At 36.5% G+C, this 20971-nt stretch carries 22 protein-coding genes, 1 pseudogene and 1 riboswitch; of the genes and pseudogenes, 9 read left to right on the forward strand and 14 right to left on the reverse strand.

Annotation, left to right across the window (positions count from 1 at the left end; all coding sequences use genetic code 11):
* Positions 1–219: 219 nt before the first annotated feature.
* From hpnI to QNJ66_RS09235, 4 genes and pseudogenes are all read left to right on the forward strand, one after another.
* Entirely contained in the window at positions 220–1377 is a 1158-nt protein-coding gene (hpnI, locus tag QNJ66_RS09220; protein ID WP_300505541.1) for a bacteriohopanetetrol glucosamine biosynthesis glycosyltransferase HpnI, read from the forward strand.
* A 12-nt stretch (positions 1378–1389) separates the two neighbouring features.
* Positions 1390–1485 (forward strand): annotated as a pseudogene (locus tag QNJ66_RS09225) (DNA polymerase subunit beta); the annotation flags it as partial.
* 41 nt (positions 1486–1526) lie between these two features.
* Entirely contained in the window at positions 1527–2456 is a 930-nt protein-coding gene (gene queG, locus QNJ66_RS09230) for a tRNA epoxyqueuosine(34) reductase QueG (protein WP_300505542.1), read from the forward strand.
* A gap of 294 nt (positions 2457–2750) precedes the next feature.
* Entirely contained in the window at positions 2751–3434 is a 684-nt protein-coding gene (locus QNJ66_RS09235) for an HAD-IA family hydrolase (protein WP_300505544.1), read from the forward strand.
* Positions 3435–3498: 64 nt separating this feature from the next.
* Here the strand turns inward: QNJ66_RS09235 and QNJ66_RS09240 are convergent, their stop codons facing one another.
* The 4 genes from QNJ66_RS09240 to QNJ66_RS09255 form a co-directional block, all read right to left on the reverse strand.
* Positions 3499–4059 (reverse strand): response regulator, encoded by a 561-nt coding sequence (locus QNJ66_RS09240; RefSeq protein ID WP_300505545.1) that lies wholly within the window; start codon positions 4057–4059, stop codon positions 3499–3501.
* A gap of 159 nt (positions 4060–4218) precedes the next feature.
* Positions 4219–4512 carry a hypothetical protein gene (locus QNJ66_RS09245; protein ID WP_300505546.1) on the reverse strand — a complete coding sequence of 98 codons (294 nt, stop codon included), beginning with the start codon at positions 4510–4512 and terminating at the stop codon, positions 4219–4221.
* Between the two features lie 107 nt (positions 4513–4619).
* Complete coding sequence (locus QNJ66_RS09250; protein WP_300505548.1) at positions 4620–4931, reverse strand: hypothetical protein; 312 nt, start codon at positions 4929–4931, stop codon at positions 4620–4622.
* 11 nt (positions 4932–4942) lie between these two features.
* Entirely contained in the window at positions 4943–5614 is a 672-nt protein-coding gene (locus QNJ66_RS09255) for a glutathione S-transferase family protein (RefSeq protein ID WP_300505550.1), read from the reverse strand.
* Positions 5615–5720: 106 nt separating this feature from the next.
* On the opposite strand from QNJ66_RS09255, the gene QNJ66_RS09260 reads away from it, so the two are divergent.
* Positions 5721–6713 (forward strand): helix-turn-helix transcriptional regulator, encoded by a 993-nt coding sequence (locus tag QNJ66_RS09260; protein WP_300505551.1) that lies wholly within the window; start codon positions 5721–5723, stop codon positions 6711–6713.
* On the opposite strand, the gene QNJ66_RS09265 is transcribed toward QNJ66_RS09260, so the two are convergent.
* The 3 genes from QNJ66_RS09265 to QNJ66_RS09275 all read right to left on the reverse strand — a co-directional run bounded on the left by QNJ66_RS09265 (position 6710) and on the right by QNJ66_RS09275 (position 8074).
* Positions 6710–7609 (reverse strand): DNA adenine methylase, encoded by a 900-nt coding sequence (locus QNJ66_RS09265; protein ID WP_300505552.1) that lies wholly within the window; start codon positions 7607–7609, stop codon positions 6710–6712. The two genes, QNJ66_RS09260 and QNJ66_RS09265, sit on opposite strands and share 4 nt — an antisense overlap.
* Before the next feature lie 125 nt (positions 7610–7734).
* Positions 7735–7890 carry a hypothetical protein gene (locus QNJ66_RS09270; RefSeq protein ID WP_300505553.1) on the reverse strand — a complete coding sequence of 52 codons (156 nt, stop codon included), beginning with the start codon at positions 7888–7890 and terminating at the stop codon, positions 7735–7737.
* Positions 7891–7903: 13 nt separating this feature from the next.
* Positions 7904–8074: a hypothetical protein gene (locus QNJ66_RS09275; protein WP_300505554.1), complete on the reverse strand. Its 171-nt coding sequence runs from the start codon at positions 8072–8074 to the stop codon at positions 7904–7906.
* Positions 8075–8108: 34 nt separating this feature from the next.
* Positions 8109–8169: riboswitch (Glutamine riboswitch) on the reverse strand.
* Positions 8170–8280: 111 nt separating this feature from the next.
* Here QNJ66_RS09275 and QNJ66_RS09280 point away from each other — a divergent pair.
* The 4 genes from QNJ66_RS09280 to guaA all read left to right on the forward strand — a co-directional run bounded on the left by QNJ66_RS09280 (position 8281) and on the right by guaA (position 12136).
* Complete coding sequence (locus QNJ66_RS09280) at positions 8281–8799, forward strand: adenine phosphoribosyltransferase (RefSeq protein WP_300505555.1); 519 nt, start codon at positions 8281–8283, stop codon at positions 8797–8799.
* A 182-nt stretch (positions 8800–8981) separates the two neighbouring features.
* Entirely contained in the window at positions 8982–10031 is a 1050-nt protein-coding gene (locus QNJ66_RS09285) for an ABC transporter permease (protein ID WP_300505556.1), read from the forward strand.
* 6 nt (positions 10032–10037) lie between these two features.
* The gene (locus tag QNJ66_RS09290; protein WP_300505557.1) at positions 10038–10328 is read left to right on the forward strand and encodes a hypothetical protein; all 291 of its coding nucleotides are present in this window, start codon (positions 10038–10040) and stop codon (positions 10326–10328) included.
* A 179-nt stretch (positions 10329–10507) separates the two neighbouring features.
* A complete protein-coding gene (gene guaA, locus QNJ66_RS09295) occupies positions 10508–12136 on the forward strand; it encodes a glutamine-hydrolyzing GMP synthase (protein ID WP_300505558.1) in 1629 nt (542 codons plus the stop codon).
* 60 nt (positions 12137–12196) lie between these two features.
* Here the strand turns inward: guaA and QNJ66_RS09300 are convergent, their stop codons facing one another.
* From QNJ66_RS09300 to QNJ66_RS09330, 7 genes are all read right to left on the reverse strand, one after another.
* A complete protein-coding gene (locus QNJ66_RS09300; protein WP_300505559.1) occupies positions 12197–13228 on the reverse strand; it encodes a TIGR00341 family protein in 1032 nt (343 codons plus the stop codon).
* 15 nt (positions 13229–13243) lie between these two features.
* Complete coding sequence (prmA, locus tag QNJ66_RS09305; protein WP_300505639.1) at positions 13244–14143, reverse strand: 50S ribosomal protein L11 methyltransferase; 900 nt, start codon at positions 14141–14143, stop codon at positions 13244–13246.
* A gap of 159 nt (positions 14144–14302) precedes the next feature.
* Positions 14303–15880, reverse strand: a complete 1578-nt coding sequence (gene serA / locus QNJ66_RS09310) for a phosphoglycerate dehydrogenase (RefSeq protein ID WP_300505560.1) — start codon at positions 15878–15880, stop codon at positions 14303–14305.
* A gap of 122 nt (positions 15881–16002) precedes the next feature.
* Complete coding sequence (locus QNJ66_RS09315; protein ID WP_300505561.1) at positions 16003–16494, reverse strand: DUF4411 family protein; 492 nt, start codon at positions 16492–16494, stop codon at positions 16003–16005.
* Complete coding sequence (locus QNJ66_RS09320; RefSeq protein ID WP_300505562.1) at positions 16494–17648, reverse strand: ImmA/IrrE family metallo-endopeptidase; 1155 nt, start codon at positions 17646–17648, stop codon at positions 16494–16496. Before QNJ66_RS09320 ends, QNJ66_RS09315 begins: the two co-directional genes overlap by 1 nt.
* 88 nt (positions 17649–17736) lie before the next feature.
* On the reverse strand, positions 17737–19200 hold the full coding sequence (locus QNJ66_RS09325; RefSeq protein ID WP_300505563.1) for a glycosyl hydrolase family 88: 1464 nt from the start codon (positions 19198–19200) through the stop codon (positions 17737–17739).
* Positions 19201–19472: 272 nt separating this feature from the next.
* Positions 19473–20954, reverse strand: coding sequence for a DEAD/DEAH box helicase family protein (locus QNJ66_RS09330; RefSeq protein WP_300505565.1), 1482 nt, complete (start codon positions 20952–20954; stop codon positions 19473–19475).
* Positions 20955–20971: the final 17 nt, after the last annotated feature.

Genomic DNA, 20971 nt, shown 5'->3' on the forward strand with positions numbered 1-20971 from the left:
AATCTAAAGAATTGCCACTATATTTTTTTATATGGATTCCCTTCGGTCAATTTATTTTTTGGTCGCCATTCATCCCTAACTTTTAGAAGATTAGGGTATTCTGGCGACATCAGGATAAAAGCAAGACAATTGTCTATCGTTTCGACAGAATATTGCAAGATAAGTTGTTCAGCAAGTACAATCAGGAATCGAATAAGTGTGTGAGGAAAGGAAAAATTGGTGTTAAATTTTATCAATAGTTTACAATTAGTCACCTTGTTACCTATTTTGGGAGGTTCTGTCTTTTCTGTGTTAACGGTAGCAACGGTTAAACGGTTTTTTAAAGGAATACCCAAGAATAACGGCTTTACTCCTCCAGTATCTGTCCTAAAACCAGTACGGGGTTTAGAAAAGAATCTTAAACGCAACTTAAGAACCATTGCCACTCAAGATTATCCTGACTATCAAGTGATCTACTCGGTGCAAGATCCCCAAGATCCGGCCTACCCTATCTTAAAGGAGATCCAAGAGGAGTTTGGCAAAGAGCGTGTTTCTGTAGTTATTAGTACCTTGGAAGCAGGAGCAAATGGTAAGGTTAACAACCTTTTAGGAGCAATTAAAGAAGCTCGTCACGATATCATTATCATTAGCGATAGTGACACCCATTTACAACCAGATTATCTTAAAAATATTGTCAACCCTTTGGCTAACCCCGATGTAGGTTGTGTCTGTACCCCCTTCAAAGTGACGAAAGCTGACAGTTGGTACGAAAAAATGGAACTTTTGACCATGAATGCTGACTTTATGCCTAGTGTCATGTTTGCAGACGTAACGGGGGCTTCTAACTCCTGTTTGGGGCCTTCTATTGCCATTCGTCGCTCAACTTTGGATCAGTTAGGGGGTTTAGAGAGTTTAGCAGACTATTTAGTGGAAGATTATGAGATCGGACGACGGGTATGGACATCTGGGCAAAAAATGGTGCTGTTACCCTATATGATTGATGTAGTGGTAGATTTAGACAGTTGGAAAAATTGGTGGAGTCATCAGGTTTATTGGGATCAAAATACCTATTTAGCGAGACCGGCTGCTTTTATTTCTACTATTTTAATTCGGTCTATTCCCTTTGCTGTAATTTTCGCTTTTTTACGATGGGATATGATTGGATTAGGTGTGTTAACTGCTACTATTTTAGTTAGAGTAATAACTGCTGCTATGGTAGCTCAAGAAATAGGAGATAAAGAGGCAATTAAGAGTTTATATTTATTGCCTTTTCGTGATGCAGTGGGTTTAATTTTTTGGGGTTTAGCTTTTACTCAACGTACTGTTATTTGGCGTGGGGTTGAATTTAAGTTAACCAGTCACGGAAAAATGGTGAGACAGGGTTTAATTGAAAATTAAGAGGTTTTAACCATGTTATTAAAACAGTTGTTGGAAGAAAAAAGAGAACAAATTTTACACTTAGCTGCTAAACATGGGGCTTTTAATGTTAGGGTTTTTGGTTCCGTTGACTATATTTCTGAAAAGTTCTGGAATAGTTAATTAATTATATGGAAGATTTAACCACAAAAATAAAGGACAAAGCCCTTGAAATTGGCTTTCATAAAGTTGGTATTGCTAAAGTTGATACTGATTATGAAGATAATGCAGTGGAGCATCTTCAAGCATGGTTAGAGTTAGGATATCAAGCAGATATGGCCTGGATGAATAACCCGAAAAAGCTTGATATTCGCCAATGTATGCCCGAGGTTAAATCAGTAATTTCTGTTGCTCTGAATTATTATACCCCTCATCAACACTCCCAGGATAAACAACAGGGTAAAATCTCTCGTTATGGATGGGGTAGAGATTATCATAGAGTTATGGCAAAAAAGCTCAAAGCCTTGAGTCAATGGTTAAATAATCAAGATAATAGTATCAAAACCCATTACTATGTTGATACAGGCCCGATTCAAGACAAAGTTTGGGCAATGCGATCAGGCATTGGTTGGATCGCTAAAAATAGTAACGTTATAACGCGAGAATACGGTAGTTGGGTGTTCTTAGGAGAAATTCTCACTAATTTGCACTTAACTCCAGATACCCCCCATACAGAACATTGTGGTACTTGTACCCGATGTTTAGAAGCTTGTCCCACCAATGCGATCGCTCGTCCCTTTGTAGTAGATGCGAATCTTTGTATTGCTTACCATACTATCGAAAATCGTGCCGAATCTCTTCCTAAAAATATTGTGAAGAACTTACAAGGATGGGTAGCCGGTTGTGACATTTGCCAAGAGGTTTGTCCCTGGAATCAGCGATTTGCTCAAGTAACAGATGTTTCCGATTTTCAGCCTTATTCTGGTAATATTGACCTAAATTTAGAAGAATTAATGAATATAACTGAAGAAAAATGGCAGAAAAAATTTCCGGCTTCTGCATTAAGGAGAATTAAACCAAGGGTATGGCGAAGAAATGCTCATGCTAATCTAGAAAGATAGGGAAATTGGATTTAAGCATTCGGCTATCAGCAGTCAGCAATATATGTATGGAAAATGACTGAGATCAAACGAGTGCTTAAAATTGCATGATGAGACTATGGCCACAAGTTAGGACTTTTTTGTTCCCTGTTCTCTTTTTTGTACATTAAATTTTTTGTCCTACTCAAAAAACGTGACCCGGTACAACTATCTATCCTAAATTATGTGGAGTGATGGACCTTTTCTGAATAGAAAAGAGACAATGGAAATCATTTCTCTTCCCACTCTTACTCTTCATTGTTAACCCGAGAAAAAATGACACTCAAAGTAATTGTTTTCGATTTTGATGGGACTCTCGCTGATACTTATGATGCGTTTATTGAAATCGCTAATAGCTTATCAGAAGAATTTGGCTATAAACCAGTTAAGGAACAAGAACAGGAACAACTGAAAAATTTAAGTGCAAAGGATCTGATTAAACAATCGGAAATTTCTGTCTTCAAAATCCCGTTTGTTTTGAAGCGTCTTAAGTCTGAGTTGACCCATAAAATTCAAGAACTAAAACCGATTAAGGATATACCTTATTGTGTTAAACAATTAAAAAGTCAAGGCTACAGCCTAGGTATTATAACATCTAATGCTGAAGAAAATGTAGTGAGTTTTCTGAAAAATCATCAACTAGAGCAATTTTTTGAGTTTATTTATGCAGGAACCACTCTATTTGGGAAACATAAAATTATTAAAAAATTACTCAAAGAGAAACAATTACTACCCCATGAAGTTATGTATATTGGAGACGAAACAAGAGACATTCATTCTGCGAAAAAAAGTCGTGTTCAATGTGTGGGGGTAACGTGGGGATTTAATTCTAGTCAAGCTTTAGCCAAACAAGAACCGGATTTTCTCATTAATAATCCCTACGAATTAATCACCATACTAGATAACTGTCAGTATGACATGATGGATGAGCAATCTAAGGTTACTTCTCTGACAATTTAAGGAAAATTGATTAATAATCAACCCTTGCTACTAGTTGATTAGCAAGGGGATATTAATTCAATCTCTACCCTCTCTGTTTGAGGAAAGTCAAAACTTGTCTTAGTTGTTTCTTGAGTAGATCAATTTCCCCTTGCATGGTATTAACTTGTTTACGGAGAGAAACAATTTCTTGGGCCATAGCAGCGTTATCTTTTTTATCTCCTCTGAGTTGAGAGGTTGCTGCTGCTTTTTCTTGGGTTTTAGGATGCTTTCTTGCTTTGGCCATAGCATCTTTAATGGCCTCAAGTAGCTGCTTTTTCTCGAAGGGTTTTTCAATAAAGGAAAAATATTCAAAGGGTTCATTAAGTTTTTCGACAACCTCTTCTTTTCGCCCTGACATCAAGACAAGGGGAATTTTTTTGAGTTCGTATTCTCTTTGTACTTCTTGATAAACATCCCAACCACTCATTTTGGGCAGCAGGAAATCTAACATAATCAGGTTTGGTTTTTCGCTACGAATAAGATTATATCCTTCAACACCATCTTTGGCTTCAAGGACTCTAAAATTGCCTTCTGGCAACATATCTTTAACCCGCATTCGGATTACTTTACTATCATCAATGACGAGGATTTTATGAGTTGACACAGTAAACTCCCTTTCAAGCGTTAATTCAATGGTCTTTGAGGTATTTTCTCTTCACCTTTAACGGTGATAGGTTAGTTATCCCTCTCCCCTAAGATTCCCCAAAACTGTCTGAAACTAACAACCGTCAACGGAAAAATTTTGCTGATCCATAATTGAAACCTATTGGCCTGAATTGGTTTGTTTCTCTGCTGCGTCTACAGCGCGATTAAAAATTTCATCTGTTTTCTGAAATTTAATCTTAATGTTTCCCTTTTCTTTATCTCCTTTTAAACTTCGATATTCTTCTTTTTCTTCGGCAATAAACTGAGTAACTGCTTTGTAAATGGTGTCTCTAGTATTGTTACTTACTTTACCTAGAGGTGACGGTAATACCTTATCTCCTAACAAAATAAAAGCAATAGTAAAGACCATACCAACTTGTAAAATAACTCCTAAGTTAATCGAAATTTTCACAATAATTTTCCTATAAACACTAAACTCATGATTTTTTCTCTAACAGTGTTATAGTCGTTTTCCTTGTTTTCTTCCGTGAAATCTGTCAAAGATAACTGTGATAAGGATCAAGGTATTATCGGTAAAGGTACAAAGGTTTTCAACATTTTGCGAATTTTTAAGAGAAAAATCAGATTTTGCAATTTTGAGTCAATTTCAGGTGGATAGGGACTTTGAGCTAATTTTTCTTGGATCTCAGCGTATTCTGCTGCGGTTAGGGGTTCTCCACTCATAGGCGATCGCCCTTCAGTAACAATTTCGTTGCGCAAAATTTCTTCGGGAATGTCCTCTGGCGGGGGTAAAGTAACCCCGGCCTCTAAAAAGATCATTTGTAGGGCTAAACTGAGGGTTATGAGCCGATAAAGCGAGGAATAGACCATGATTTTATCTCCTATGAAGACAATCCTGGGGGCAAAGTTTCCCCACAGATATTATGAATGGTAACAATTTTTTCAAATAACCAAGGATAGGTTTGACGATAGTAAGGAATTAAGGCCAAGGGACTGAGTAAAGCTGTTGCGGTAATGTCTGCTATACTCAAGCGATCGCCCACTAAGTAGGGTTGGGTTTGCCAGTGGGAGAGGACAGTCATGGCGTTTTCTAGGCGTTTTTGGGCTAATTCAACGCTTGCTGGTGTGATTCCGTATTGACGACGGACAATATTGATTACCAGTTGACTGGATAAAGACGGATCGATTGATTTTCCTTCCCCTGCACGATAATGATAATAGACAAAACGGGTAGCTGTACCAATACTTTCGTCTAACCAGTCTTCTAATAATAAAGCTTGGGTTTGTTGAGTGGGGTTGGATAGCATTAAGGGGCGATCGCTTTGATAGGTTTCGAGGTAGTTAAAAATGCGGGTTGAGTCAGCTATTGCTTCGAGTTCCCCTGTTTTTTGAGGGAGTAAAACGGGGACGGTGGTTAACCCGGTGAGGGGTTTTAGTTTGAGAATATGTAGTCCTGGGGTTAAGTTTTGGACTTGATAAGGTATTTTTTTATAACCTAGTGCTAATCTTGCTTTGCGACAGTAATGAGAGGTGCTAAATTGTAGGAGTAACATATTAATAACCATAAAAGTCCCATTATACAAGGCTTTTACAAGCATCAAACTAACGTGACTGTGAGTCAGTAGACTTTCAGTCACATCAGAAAGATAATCCGATATTATGGATAAATCTTTTAATACAAAACTGGGATTTGAAATTAGACAAGCTAGGTTAGCTGCTAATTTATCACAAGAACAGCTTGCTGAATTACTCAATGTTGATAGAACCTATATTAGTTTTCTTGAGGGTGGAAAAAGAAGTCCATCTCTAGAGACTTTTATTCAATTATTAAATCATTTAGATATCAAACTAAGCTTTTTACCCTATGAGTGGCTGAAAAATTTATATTCAGTTTGTAGTCAATATAATTTAGAAATTGAAACCCTTGCAGACACCATAAATGATCCAAAAGTTATTCCTATGTTAAGAGGAAAGGCGTTTGAATTTACTGCTTGTAACATAATAAGAAACAATTTACCCAAAAATCAATACCAGGTATCAAATCCTAAATTGAATGCACAATCATCCATTAAAGATATAGATGTCGAATTACATAACTTAATTAGTCATAAAAAATATACAATTGAATGTAAACTGGCTGCAAAAGGTAGTTTTCGGCATAAGGTAAAGGAAAATAACAATTTAGTTTCTATGCGAGTAAAATGTATGAGATCAAGAACTTTAGGAGAAGTTGCAGCGGCCAGAAAAGCAGAAGAAATAGGAATCAATAAAGACATATTAATAATTCATAATGATCAATATTTAGCAAATGATTTTGATTTTGTTATCACATCTATAGCCAATGCTTTTTATGAAACAGACAAAGAAACTGGGTTATATTATTGGTCGCCATCTGAGGAAGCCAAGGAATTTCTTAAACTTTTAAGAGTAGAAAACCAAGAAGAAGCATTTTATAAAACATATATTGCTAGAAGCAAAGATTTAGCGGTTGATAAAAATAATAATGTAAAATGTAGCCGAAAAAAATGTAATAATAAGGATAACTGTGGTTTTATTCCTAACTATCCTTATATTTATTTTGATAAAACAACGGGGCAAGTAATGAAACCTTGGATAGAAGTAGATAAGTTTCAAGAACTTTTAAATGATTAAAATAGTGATAGTTGCTTAATAAAAACGAAAGGTTCAACACCAGAAACATTATTGATATCATAATTGGTTATAAAAATTTCTTTACCTTTATAACGATTACTTTTATAACCATCAGACAGCTTTTTCTTATTTTTTTGATCATCTGTTCGGTTAATAGTATAATTCCATTCATTATCCTGAATTGATGTACACCAATTATACATTTCTCTAATCTCAGGAACATTATCATAGGTAATTAAAAACTTAAATTTTGAAGAATTTTTTTCTAAGACTTCACTTAAACGATAGTGATCTTCTAAATTAAAACTACAAGAATAAAATTTGTCTTGATCCGCACCAAAATAAGGAGGATCAATAAATAGAAAAAAATCCTCCTCAAGATACTCAATAACCTCTTGAAAATCTAGAGATAAAAACTTAACTAATTTTAATCTTCCAGAAGTTGTTCTTAAATGTTTTGGCCAATTTTCAGGACGCATAGAATATTTGTCACCGTATCCCCAATAACAATTAGCTTGTTTCATAATTCCAGAATAGGAAGTCCTATTCAAATAAAACCATCTCATTGCTCTTTCTAAGTCATTAGACGGGGAATAATCTAACTTGTAATATTTATGAAGCTCTTTACTTGCTGGAATTCCATCTAATAAGTTTATTAAATCTTCAACATTATCTCTGATTTGAATATATGTATTTATTAGTTCTGAATCTTTATCATTTAATATATTAACTTTAGTATTAGGTTTAGCAAAAAAAATAGAACCACCACCAACAAAAGGTTCACAGTATTTATCATGTTTAGGAATGCAAGGCAGGATTAATTTACGAGCATAAAACTTACCACCAGGATATCTAAAAGGGGAATTACTTAACTTTCTAACTTTATTTTTACTCACAACTAAATATCTCTCGATAAATTGATTAATTCAATCACACTTAGCTCAAAAACAAGAGTTCTCATTTCTAAATTATAGTTGAAATGAGAACTCTTGACTAATTTAGAGTGAATACTCTGTGAAAATTAAAGACTGTAGTAGCTTCTTTCAGCTTCTAGTTGCTGAACTAAACTATTTTGTCCTTTCGCTCTGGCAACTTCTAAACGATGCTCTAAGCTTTTCAAAATGTTAGCACGATGGAGACGAGTGAAATCATTTAAGTGTTTTGGATTATTCGTCATAACTCACCTCCATCTATGCTTTAATTGAGCCAACGTGAACACCCATTTCAGAAGCAAGACGGTGCAACATAGATAGTTGACGATGTTGCTGTTTGCTGCGATTTTGGGCTATTAAAAAACGAGATTTAGACCTTAAGCTATCTAACTCGTTTAGGTGAGTACCGATGTCATTATTTAAGAGCATAACGCCTCCTTCCAAATCGTGGTGGATTGAATGAGGCGCGTTCCTTCGGGATTATTTTCCCTACTTCCGTCTGCTGATATCAGCAGATGAACGATTTATCCTGTTACAATTGATATCTTAACATTATTTTTAATGTTTGCCTACTATTTCCTTATTATTATCATTTTCATATATAATACTTAGGAAAATTTGCTCAGAGAGAATAAATGGATCTTAAAAGTTTAATTCGTGATATTCCTGACTTTCCTAAAGCGGGTATTGTTTTTCGAGATATTACCACTTTACTTAGTGATGCTGAAGGGTTACGTTATACCATTGATACTTTGCAGGAAAAATGTCTTGCAGCTAATTTATCCCCTGATTATATTGTAGGGATGGAGTCTCGTGGTTTCTTATTTGGTGTCCCTTTAGCTTATCAATTAAATGCAGGGTTTGTTCCTGTGAGAAAACCTGGTAAATTGCCGGCTGCTGTGCATCAGGTAGAATATGAATTAGAATACGGTACTGATAGTTTAGAAATTCATCAAGATGCTTTAGAAGACCATCATAATGTTTTAATTGTGGACGATTTAATGGCAACGGGAGGAACGGCAAAAGCAACAGCAGAATTATTGGAAAAAATCGGTTGTAATGTTTTGGGTTTTGCTTTTATAATTGAATTAAAAGCTTTAGAAGGTCGTAAGAAATTGCCCGATGTTCCTATTATTAGTTTAGTGGAATATTAAAAATAAAAAATTACTAGTTCAAGAATATACTAGGTTAAAAATTTAAATTTTTCAGATATTCTTTTATTAGTTTTGTTTTTGATTTTTGCGCTAATTAAAATATAAATAAGAGATTATTGTAGTCAAAAAATTATTAATCATCTCCATCACCCTTACTCTAAAAATAGTATCTGAAAATAACCATGAGTCAAACCATATCTCCTCAAAAAAATAAACCTTCAAATAAGTTAGACAGTTGGTTAGATGCTGAAACAATCATCTATGTTAGCAAACGATTTTTACAAGGATTGTTAACTATATTGTTGGCTTCTATTCTCAGTTTTATTATCATTCAAATTGCCCCAGGAGATTATTTAGATACGTTAAAACAAAATCCTAAAATTGCCGAAGAAACTATCCAACAATTAACCATTAAATTTGGCTTAGATCAACCTTGGTATGTTCAATATTGGCGATGGTTGGTACGGGTTGTGACTCAATTAGATTTTGGTACCAGCTTTGTTTATAATCGTTCAGTTGCTTCTTTATTGGCTGAAAGAATACCTGCAACCTTATTATTAGCTGTTTCTTCTATTATTCTGACTTGGTTAATAGCAATTCCTTTAGGCATTTTAAGTGCAGTTAAACAGAGCAGTTGGACAGATAAAATTTTGAGAGTTATTAGTTATTTAGGTCAAGGATTTCCTAGTTTTATTACTGCCTTAGTTTTATTGATTGTTGCTCAATATTTATCCCCGTTATTACCAGTAGGAAATATGACAAGTTTAAACCATACAGAATTATCTCCCATCGGTAAAATATTAGATATTGGTTGGCACATGATTTTGCCTACTATTGCCTTAAGTGTTACCAGTTTTGCTGGTTTAATGAGGTTAATGCGAGGACAAATGTTAGATGTAATGAGACAAGATTATATTCAAACAGCTAGAGCAAAAGGATTACCAGAAGATAAAGTTATATATGTTCATGCGTTACGCAATGCTATTAATCCCTTAATTACCCTCTTAGGATTTGAATTTGCTAGTTTATTAGGTGGATCATTTATTGCCGAATTTTTCTTTAATTGGCCAGGGTTAGGACGATTGATTTTACAAGCAGTAACAGCACAAGATTTATACTTAGTAATGGGAAGTTTGACTATGGGTGCTACTATGTTAATCGTAGGAAACTTATTAGCTGACTTATTACTAAAAGCCGTTGATCCTCGCATTAAATTGGAAAATATCAAATAGAAAAATATGCTTTCACAACTTTATTATATTGTTCGTTCCAAAGTAGATGGCAAATATTTAGTTGCCCAAATTAATAAAGCAGAAAATGAAAGTTCTGTGAGTTATTTATTAGTATTTTCGGAAAATTTTGAGGCACTGAGTTATCTAAATACTCATGGTTCCGATGTTAGCGATCGCTTTATTGTCGAATCTACATCAGAAACCGAATTAAAAAGCATTTTAGAACGTTGGGATTTTCAAGGTATTGGTTTAGTCAAAGATCCCTTAATACCGAAAATTGAATTTATGTCAGTTTAAATTTTTCATAAAAAAAAACAATTTGATTAAATCTGAACTAGAATCAATAATTAATCAGATAGGTCAAACCAGTTTACCTAGCTTAAAATAAGCTAAAATATAATGCTATACTAACAAAACCATTGATAAATTCTTAAAGATTATCCCTGCCTTAGTTCTACTTTTTTCATACTCAAAACGTGACTACTCAAATCCCTTCCTTATCCAACACACCAGAGACTTTATCCACCAAAAACCTTGATAAAAGTCTCGATCGCCAAATGATTGTTATTCTTGACTTTGGTTCTCAATATTCAGAATTAATTGCCCGTCGCATTCGAGAAACCCAAGTTTATTCTGAAGTATTATCCTATCGCACAACGGTCGACAAATTACATCAACTGAACCCTAAAGGTATCATCTTATCGGGAGGCCCCAACTCAGTATATGACGATCACGCCCCTCAATGTGATCCTGAGATTTGGAATTTAGGTATCCCAGTGTTAGGGGTTTGTTACGGAATGCAGTTGATGGTTAAACAACTGGGGGGACAAGTAGAAAAAGCTACAAGGGGAGAATATGGTAAAGCTTCCCTGCGTATTGATGACCCCACCGACTTATTAACCAATGTAGAAGACGGTTCAACCATGTGGATGAGTCATGGAGACTCTTGTACTAATCTTCCGGAAGGTTTTTCCATTTTAGCTCATACCGAGAATACCCTATGTGCTGCGGTTGCTGAACATGAGAAGAAACTGTTTGGGGTACAATTTCATCCTGAAGTAGTTCATTCGGTAGATGGGATCGCCCTAATTCGTAATTTTGTCTATCATATTTGTGAATGTGAACCCACTTGGACCACGGAAGCGTTTGTAGATGAAACCATCCGTGAGATTCGCGCCAAAGTAGGAGATAAACGGGTATTACTCGCCCTTTCTGGCGGTGTAGACTCCTCAACCCTAGCATTCTTGTTACATCAGGCCATTGGCGATAAATTAACCTGTATGTTTATCGATCAAGGGTTCATGCGCAAAGGTGAACCTGAAAGGTTGATGGATATATTTGATCGACAGTTCCATATCCCTGTAGAATATGTCCATGCACGCGATCGCTTTATAACAAAACTCGAAGGGGTAACGGACCCGGAGAAAAAACGTCGTCTCATTGGTCATGAGTTCATCCAAGTGTTTGAAGAAGAATCAAAACGTCTCGGACCCTTTGATTATTTGGCCCAAGGAACCCTTTACCCTGATGTGATCGAGTCTGCTGATACCAATGTAGACCCGAAAACAGGAGAACGGGTTGCGGTCAAGATTAAAAGTCATCATAATGTAGGTGGATTACCCAAGGATCTGCGTTTTAAGTTAGTGGAACCATTACGGAAACTATTTAAAGACGAGGTTCGCAAAGTTGGGCGTTCTATTGGGTTGCCTGAAGAAATTGTTCGTCGTCATCCCTTCCCCGGGCCTGGTTTAGCTATTCGTATTATTGGGGAAGTGACCTCGGAACGCTTAAATATTCTACGAGACGCTGATTTTGTAGTACGGGATGAAATCGCTAAACAGGGGATATACCATGATTTTTGGCAAGCATTTGCAGTTCTTTTACCCGTTCGTAGCGTGGGGGTGATGGGAGATCAACGCACTTATGCTCATCCTATTGTGCTGCGTTTAATCACCAGTGAAGACGGTATGACTGCTGACTGGGCCAAGGTCCCTTATGACCTCTTAGAAATCATTTCTAACCGCATTGTAAACGAGGTGAAAGGGGTTAACCGTGTGGTCTATGATATCACCTCTAAACCCCCAGGAACCATTGAATGGGAATAATAGGTAAATACTAAATAGGTATTTTGTAGGGGTTTAGCAATGCTAAACCCTAAACCTTAATTAATCTGCTTCAAAATTAAGAATATCAATAGGAAACACTCTAACCCTTAACTCTACTGGTTGTCCCATCTTATCTGAGAGTATTTTTTGAGTTTGTTGAAGATTTTCTTCTGGATCAATGTTATCCAGTTTATCAGGAGTAATAATAACGTCAGCAGTAACAATAATTTTTCCTTCTTGTAGTTGAACATTCACCTGTGTAATAAGACTTTCTTCTCGATCTCTATTTTTACTGTGACGTTTAGCTAGTTCATGACGAATTTGATTTTCAATAATCATTTCCCGAAAAGAAAAATTGAGCGGTAGGGTAATCAAAATTAGACTTGCTAGTAACCCAAATAAACTAGCTGCGGCCTTTTTCCAACTACCATAAGAATCCAAAAGAAAGACGATGGCCGCCGTTAAAATAATCCCGACTAAATTTGTCAAAAAGAGCATAAAAGAACCGATAGATAGGCTAAAATCAGAGACTGCAAAGCCAATACCGACGACACATAAAGGAGGAACTAACGCCACTGATATTGCTACTCCAGGAATGGCATCAGAAACGCTACGACGTACCTTAGCAAACCCTCCGGCTGTTCCTGCTGCGATCGCTACTCCTAAGTCCAGTAAAGTGGGTTCAGTCCGCGCTAAAATTTCTGACCCTGATAGTCGATAACCTATAATTTCTGTAGTTAAAAAAGCAATACCAACTGTTACAAAAATCCCAAGAATTAGGCGAATTAAAGAATAACTAATTAAGCGAGTATTAAAAGTCACTAAAGCATAAGCTATGCCAATAATAGGAATCATCAAAGGAGCAATAATCATGGCCCCAATAATAGTGGCAGCACTATTAGAAATTAAACCAAAGGTAGCAATAGTTGTAGCTAAAATCAAGAAAATACAGAAATTACGAGCTAAAACTTGATTAATAAGAATTTGAGATAACTTATCTTTGGGAATTTTTTCTACTTGTACACCAATTCTGGTGTCACGGAATAATCTCCATTCTTGTTTTATAAATGACTGTAGTTTTAACCAAAACATAACATTACTTAAAAATTAATTTTCTGGGGCTTTACGAATTTGAATGCAACACCATTTTTTACGTTTCCATAAAGCAGCAACGATCCAACCTTCTTGTTCTAGGGTATCGGCGATGGCCTGGGATTGGTCTAACAAAATACCACTTAAAACCCCCCAAGTATTAGGTTTAGCCAACTTAGAAAAGTGAGGAATTAACTCCATAATAACCTCAGCTAAAATATTACAAACGATCCCGTCTACTCCCTCACCAACTAATTCTAATAACTCTGGTAAACTGCCTTGATTAATCAGCAAATTATTAGGATTAATTTGATTAAGATTACGGTTTTCCCTGGCTGATTTAACGGCTAAGGGGTCAATATCCACCCCATAAACCTTGCTGGCCCCCAATAAAATAGCCCCAATGGATAGAATACCCGAACCCGAACCAATATCAGCAATAACCACATCCCTAGCAGGTTTCGATAAACGCATTTCTAGGGACTCTAGACACAACTGAGTGGTAGGGTGGGTTCCTGTACCAAAAGCAACCCCAGGATCGAGTTTAAGGACGATTCTATCGGTTTTTTCAGGAGGGGTTAACCAAGCAGGATAAACTATAAAGCGGTCGCCTATTTCTGTGGGTTCCCAGTGTTGTTTCCAACTACTAGACCAGTCTTCTTCATCGATTAATTTCCAACGGGTTAGGGGTTGGGGTAAATCTAAAACTAAGGCATCTTGTTCTAACCATAGGGATAAAGCAGAGATATCTAGGGACTGATACTTAATTTGTGGGACATAACCTTGAATAATATAAGATTTTTCTTTAATTTCCCGTGAAGTTCCTGAACAGCCGAATTTATCTAACCGCCAAGTGATTGATTCTTCTAAATGAGGATGACATATAATTGTGATTTCCCACCAACTGTTGGCCATAGGATTTGTTTGTTCATGAAAAGGACTGGGAGACTTTTGGAGACGGGGAGACGGGGAGATAGGGGAAATAGGAAAGCAAAATATTAATGTTGGTTCTAGTCTTCCCACCCTTCCCACACTCCCCACACTCCTCACACTTCCCATACTCACGATCTTCCGTTAAAGTTTAACCGTATAAGCGTCTCGGATGCCATCGACTTTGGTAATTTCGCTCAAGAGTCCTTCTGGTAAAGGATCATCTAAACTCAGGGCCATAACGGCATCTCCTCGAACAATTTTCCGTCCCACTTGCATACTAGCGATGTTAACGTTAAAACTACCCAAAAGAGAGCCAATTTTCCCGATAATCCCTGGCATATCGCGGTGAACGGTAAATAACATATAGTTACTGGGAGGTACGTTAATGGGGAACCCATCCACATCTGTAATGCGAATTTCTCCATCGCTTAATAACGCCCCGGTCACGGAATGTTCTCCTAATGATCCTTGTGCTGATAAATGCAAAGAGTCGGAATAGTCACGAATGGAAGCGTCATGGGTTTCAATTATGCGGATACCTCTTTCTTTGGCTTCGATGGCTGCATTGACGTAATTAACCCGTTCTCGCAATGCTTGAGAGAGTAACCCTTTAATTGAGGCAACGACGATGGGTTGACCCTTGGTACTTGCTAATTCTCCTTGTAAGCGAACCGTTAAGCGTTCAATGCGTCCTCCGGCTAATTGACCGACTAAATTGCCCAAAGTTTCTGCTAATTGTAGATAAGGACGCATTTTTTCCATGACATCTGGGGTGAGTCCTGGAATATTCACCGCCGACCGTGCCGGCAGTCCTAATAATACATCCCGAATTTGTTCGGCTACATCAACCGCTACATTAACCTGTGCCTCGGCAGTAGAAGCACCTAAATGGGGGGTTAAAAGGATGTTTTCGTAGTCTCTGAGTTTGGATTCTTTGAGGGGTTCTTCTTCAAATACGTCTAAAGCAGCACCGGCAATTGTCCCTTCGGCGATCGCTTCGGCTAGGGCATCCTCATCGATAGTACCACCGCGCGCACAGTTAATAATGCGGGCGTTGGGTTTCATCTTACTGAGGGATTCTTTATTGATGATGTGGGTGGTTTCTTTGGTTTTGGGGATGTGTAGGGTAATATAATCCGATTCAGAAAAGAGGAGATCGAGATCCACTAAGGTACAACCTAATTGATCGGCTCTTTCTTTGGAAATAAATGGATCATAGGCTAATAATTTCATGCCCATAGATTTAGCAACGTTAGCCACATGGGACCCAATTTTTCCTAAACCGACAACTCCCAAGGTTTTCTTATAGACTTCTGCCCCAATAAAGCGTTTACGTTCCCATTTGTTATTTTTGACGGATTGATTGGCTTCGGGAATGTGACGGGATAGGGATAACATCATGGCGAGGGCGTGTTCTGCTGCTGCGATGGTGTTACCTTCTGGAGAGTTGACCACTACAATACCTTGACGAGTGGCGGCAGGTACATCGATATTATCCACACCAACCCCGGCCCGTCCAATAATTTTCAGTTGGGTTGCGGCCTCAATTATTTCTTTGGTGACACGGGTTCCCGATCGCAGCATCATGGCATCGTATTCGGGGATAATTTTCACTAATTCTTCTGGGGGGAGTCCGGTTTTAACATCCACCTGTGCCACTTGTGAGAGGATTTCAATACCAACTTGGTCAATGGGGTCTGATACAAGAACTTTTGCCATAGTAATTCGTCTTGGTAGGGGTGATCGTTTCTCTATTTTGCTCTCATGGTTGCAGTAATTTATTGTAAGGGTTGATCTCCCCTTGACCCCGAAATCGTTAACAAGTTTTCCAGTTTGCTATTTTAGGTGGAACCTAAAACAAAATTTGCGTTTTGCGATCTTAGCATTTCAAAAGGGTTTGTAAACTGAACCCCTAAGTCTTGACAAGCATTAGGAATTTTGATTTTTTTCTTTGAATTACTTGGTATTTCATGAGTTACCACCGTCATTTGATTTCCTAAAGCATGGGATACTAAATAATAGTCTCCTACACTCAAAAATTCATTAATCGCAGTTTGTTGATAATCTTGACTCATTGCCCATGTACTCACAGTGGTAAATTGAGCTAGTGTTGAGTTATCAGGTGATAAAAAGAAAGTGTTTTTATATGATTTTGCCCAAGTAGATAGATCGTCATTCCCCTCTGTAAGCTCTTTATAAACTGCTTCTATACTAAAAACGATTTGCTCATCATTCTTTTGAATTAACCAATCCCAAAAAGCTGGACAAAAATCAAAACCATAATACCTATTCTTCGCTTCAATAAAAACATTAGCATCTAATAAATATTGCATTACCCCTCCGTTAACTTATTGGCAATTGTATTAAAGGTTTCTGATTTCTTAATGCTCAACAATCGAAACGCATCTCGAAATAATGTTTTTCCCTCTAAGGTACTAGATACTAATGCTTGTAAAAATTGACGACTAACTTTAATATTTAGGTTTCGATAAAAATCTCCACCTATTTTTTGTTTACTTTTTCCTTGTAACTTTTGTAACTCGTCTAACTCTTCCTCATAAATAGTTCTAAATTCTTGATAATTATAGACCTTTAAATCATAAAGACGACGACTAATCACTAACGAACTAACCTTATAAAACTTGGCGAGTCTTTTTAACTCATCTTCTAAAGAATTAGACCGATTAAAATTATTTTGTAAATCTTTTAACGGAACAAGTAATTCTGCTGCAACTTGATTACACCAAATTTCATGATTATCTTGATTATTAACGTCAGCTATCTGAACATTAGATACACCTTCACTCCCTAACCAAATATGAGCTAATTCGTGAGCTAATGTAAAAATCTGTGCCGATTTTGTATCCTTCCCATTAATAAAAATTAAGGGAGAAAACCGATCTATTAAAACAAATCCACGAAACTCATCGGGGTCAAGAGAACGATGGGTATTACTACCAACGATACCACTAATCATTACCAAGATATTTAATTGACTGACCTGATCAATAAAAAATCGTAGTGTATCTTCTAATTTAGTCAATTTTTGACGTTCCTCTAGATTAAAACCAACTGCTTCACGAATATTTTGGGCGACCTCAATGACACTATTGTCTATTGTTACACACCCAATAAATTCATTTTCATTAAAGCCATTATCCCTTAAATATTGAGAGTACCAATCTTGTCTTTGTTGACATAAGTAAATTGTCTCTAATAAATTTTGACTCGGTTCATTAATGTTGCTATTTTTGATAGTACGGAAGTCCGAAATAGGAAGCTTTTCAACAGGTGGAGAAGGTAAAAATAACATTCCTAAAGGAACACTATTTTTTTGAGCAAATTTTTCCAGTTGCTTTAAGGTTGGTTGAGTCGTTCCTGCCTTCCATTCTGGAAGTTTGGGAAATGCACGCAGCAAAGTCTCGTCATCAAGTCCACCCCGACGACAAGCCCATTCCAATAGCGTTGCTTTTACTTCAACCCTCATCCCTTAATGGTTATCAACCTTAAAATAAGCTCATTTGTTCTAACTATTTATATCATATAGCAATGGATGTGAATATTAAAATTTAACATTAATGAGCATTATTTCTTAAAAAATCTTGATATTCTACAAGTGCATCAACAAAAAAATAATCCCCCCAAATTACCCCATGACGACACATTTCCATCGAACTTCCTACGATGGATTTAGGATGAACGTAACAGGCATATTTAAGAATACTAGCATTAGCTTCGTCGGTATTAGGTAAATAGGTTGAAGATGTTAAATCCCAAAGAATATTCTCTACACTATTGACATATTTAGCATAATCTGGATCTGATTTTGGTAATGTTTTTAATAATTTGAGTATTCCAGAGGCAACAATAGCTGAAGCTGAAGAATCTCTTTCTGTGGATAATTTTTTTTGTTTAGCATAGTCAAAATCCCACGGCGCAATATAATCTTTATTATTAGTAACTTTACTGTAAAAATTTCGGTAACTGAGATTATCTAAAAAATAATTAATAGACCCTTTAGTAATTTCTAAAATTTCTGGATCTTGAGTATAGTAATAAGTAATAGCGGACGCATAAATAAACCAAGCTTGACCCCGTGACCAAATAGAATCATCTGTCCATCCTTGTTTTCCTTCTGAAAATAAAAATTGTCTATAGGTTGAAGAGTCTATATCATCATCAAAATAGAGTCTTTGCCCAACACCAATATTGTTACTTTGTTGTTGTTTTTGTAATGCTTTACCAATGGTTTTTATATGACTGATTGCTTGTTGTTTCCATAGTTTACTTTGAACTAAATCTGGGTTATATTTAGCCGCCCATAGTAACTGTTCAACATTAATAGCATGGTCTATAAATATTTGCCAGTGGGTCTGTTTATCGTGATTTTTTGCTTGACGTTTAGTTCCAAATGCTCCTATTTCTTCGTGAAAGTTTCCCTGACCATTAATATAGGGTTTTGCTAGTATTTCTGTTGCCTTAATAATAGTATCTAATTGTTCTTTTTTTTCTAGATCACTAGAATTATCATACCATTTTCTAAAGACAAAGACATTATTTGCAGCAACATCTTTGATTTTTTCAAAGTCAACATTACGTAAAGGCTCTGACCAAGTTTTAGCATAATTGATCCAAATTTTTTTTCTGTTTGTATCTGTTTCCGCTTCTTGAATTTTCCATAATAAAGCAGGAAAAAATCCCAAAGTCCAATCATGGTATCTTCCATAAACCCACATACTTTGGGGTTCAAAATAAAGGCTAGGAAAATACTCATATATTTTGTTACTAAAAGGTGGTTTTCTAGTTTGTAAAGGAAATTTTCTACCAGGAACTCCTCCTCGTTTTTTTAAATAATTAATTGTTTGATTTGAGCGATATTTTGAAATATTTAAAGCTAATTCTATTCTTTGATTTAATGTTAATTTGTCTCGTTCTTTATCTTTTATGTTTAATATATTGACTATAATAAAAATGAATAAGATTAATCCTAATAATGATGACCAGCAAAATAAATAGAATTTAGGTGATTTTTTAAACATATTATTAAATTAATATCGTATCAATAAGATAAATACTACCATATTTTTCTAAGCTGTTTTGCATTTAAACCCCATATTATAGCAGTTTTCAATTGGTTGTATCAAAACATCGGTTTAGTGAGGTTGGGGAGTATTTTTCTTGGAGTTTGTAATCTATGAAAATGAAAATTGCTATCATAAAGTTAACCAATAAATTACCAAAACCTCTCCCCGTCTCCCTTTCCCCCCGTCTCCGGTGTCAGTCTAGTATAGTAATTTAGATACTTAACAGCTTACTCTTCTTCCCCCCATTTTTTATTATTTTTTTCTGCTGCCCGTAAAGATTTTTTAGAGGGCATTTCATAGGGAGAATCTAATAATTTTAATTGTTGAGGTTTGGGGGGTTTTATTCCTTCTTTTCTACGCTGTGATGTTCTTTCTTCGCTGGTATCTTCCGCAACAATTTCATAAAGTGTTGCTAACTTATTTTTACCCTTTCCTTTACGTAAAATACGCCCCAATCTTTGCACATATTCCCGTGCAGAACTGGTGCCAGATATAATAATAGCAACTTTAACTTCTGGAACATCAACACCTTCGTTTAAAACATGAGAAGTAACTAAACTTTTATAAATACCTTCTCGAAACCTGCTTAAAATGTCGTGACGTTCTTTTACTGGAGTTTGATGGGTAATTGCAGGGATTAAAAATTCTTGAGAAATGCGGTAAACGGTTGCATTATCATTGGTGAAAATTAACAATGAATCTTGATAATGTTCACAAACTAATTCTGCTAACACTCTTATTTTTCCTTCCGTACCGGCCGCTATTTCTTTGGCTTGTCTATGGGCTAACATTGCCCGTCTTCCGGCTGGACTTCTGGCACTGGCTTTAACAAAAATTTGCCAACCGTTTAAACTACCTAAAGAAATATTAGATTTCCGTAAAAAATCATTTCTAATTTGCATTGATTGTTCATAATTTTTTCGTTCTGTTGGTGATAGTTTAACCTTAATTTCTACTACTTTATGATCTGCTAATGTTCCCCCTGCAAGTTCTTTCACTCCCTTGCGATAAACTACCTCACCAATTAAACTATCTAAGTCACGATGGCTACCATCAGCCCTTTCTGGAGTAGCAGTCAAACCCAAACGATAGGGAGAAATGGCGTATTCTGCAATAACTCGGAAAAAATCAGTGGGAAGGTGGTGACATTCATCAAATACCTGTAATGCGTAACGATTTCCTATGGTTTCGGCGTGAATAGCCGCGCTGTTGTAAGTGGCAATTAAAATAGGACTGCGATCGCGTGATCCCCCTCCCAATAAACCCACCTCAATGTCAGGAAACGCTGCACACATCTGCGCATACCATTGGTGCATTAAATCTAAGGTCGGTACTATAATGAGGGTGGTTCGAGGCGTAGCAATCATGGCTAACTGTGCTAAATAGGTCTTTCCTGCTGCCGTTGGTAAGACAACTACCCCTTTACGTCCTGAAAGCTTCCAAGCTTCTAAAGCTTCCGTTTGATGGGGATAGGGTTCCCTCTCAAAACTAGGGGTTAAGTCTAAAGGGAAGAAGTCCTTGGCATTATCAACAAAGTTGAGGTTGTTATCTTGCAAGGTTTCAATCAAAACCCGATAATAAATAGCTGGAACCCGAAACTTCTCGATGCGATCGTCCCACGTGGCAAACTCGATCCATGCTTTCCCTCTTGGGGGTGGATGTAAAATTAATGTGCCGCGATCGTATTTCAGTTTACTGGGTCGTGCCATATAGTAAGTTAGTATTG

The sequence above is a fragment of the Crocosphaera sp. genome (assembly GCF_030064895.1).
In the GTDB taxonomy this organism is placed as follows: Bacteria; Cyanobacteriota; Cyanobacteriia; order Cyanobacteriales; family Microcystaceae; genus Crocosphaera.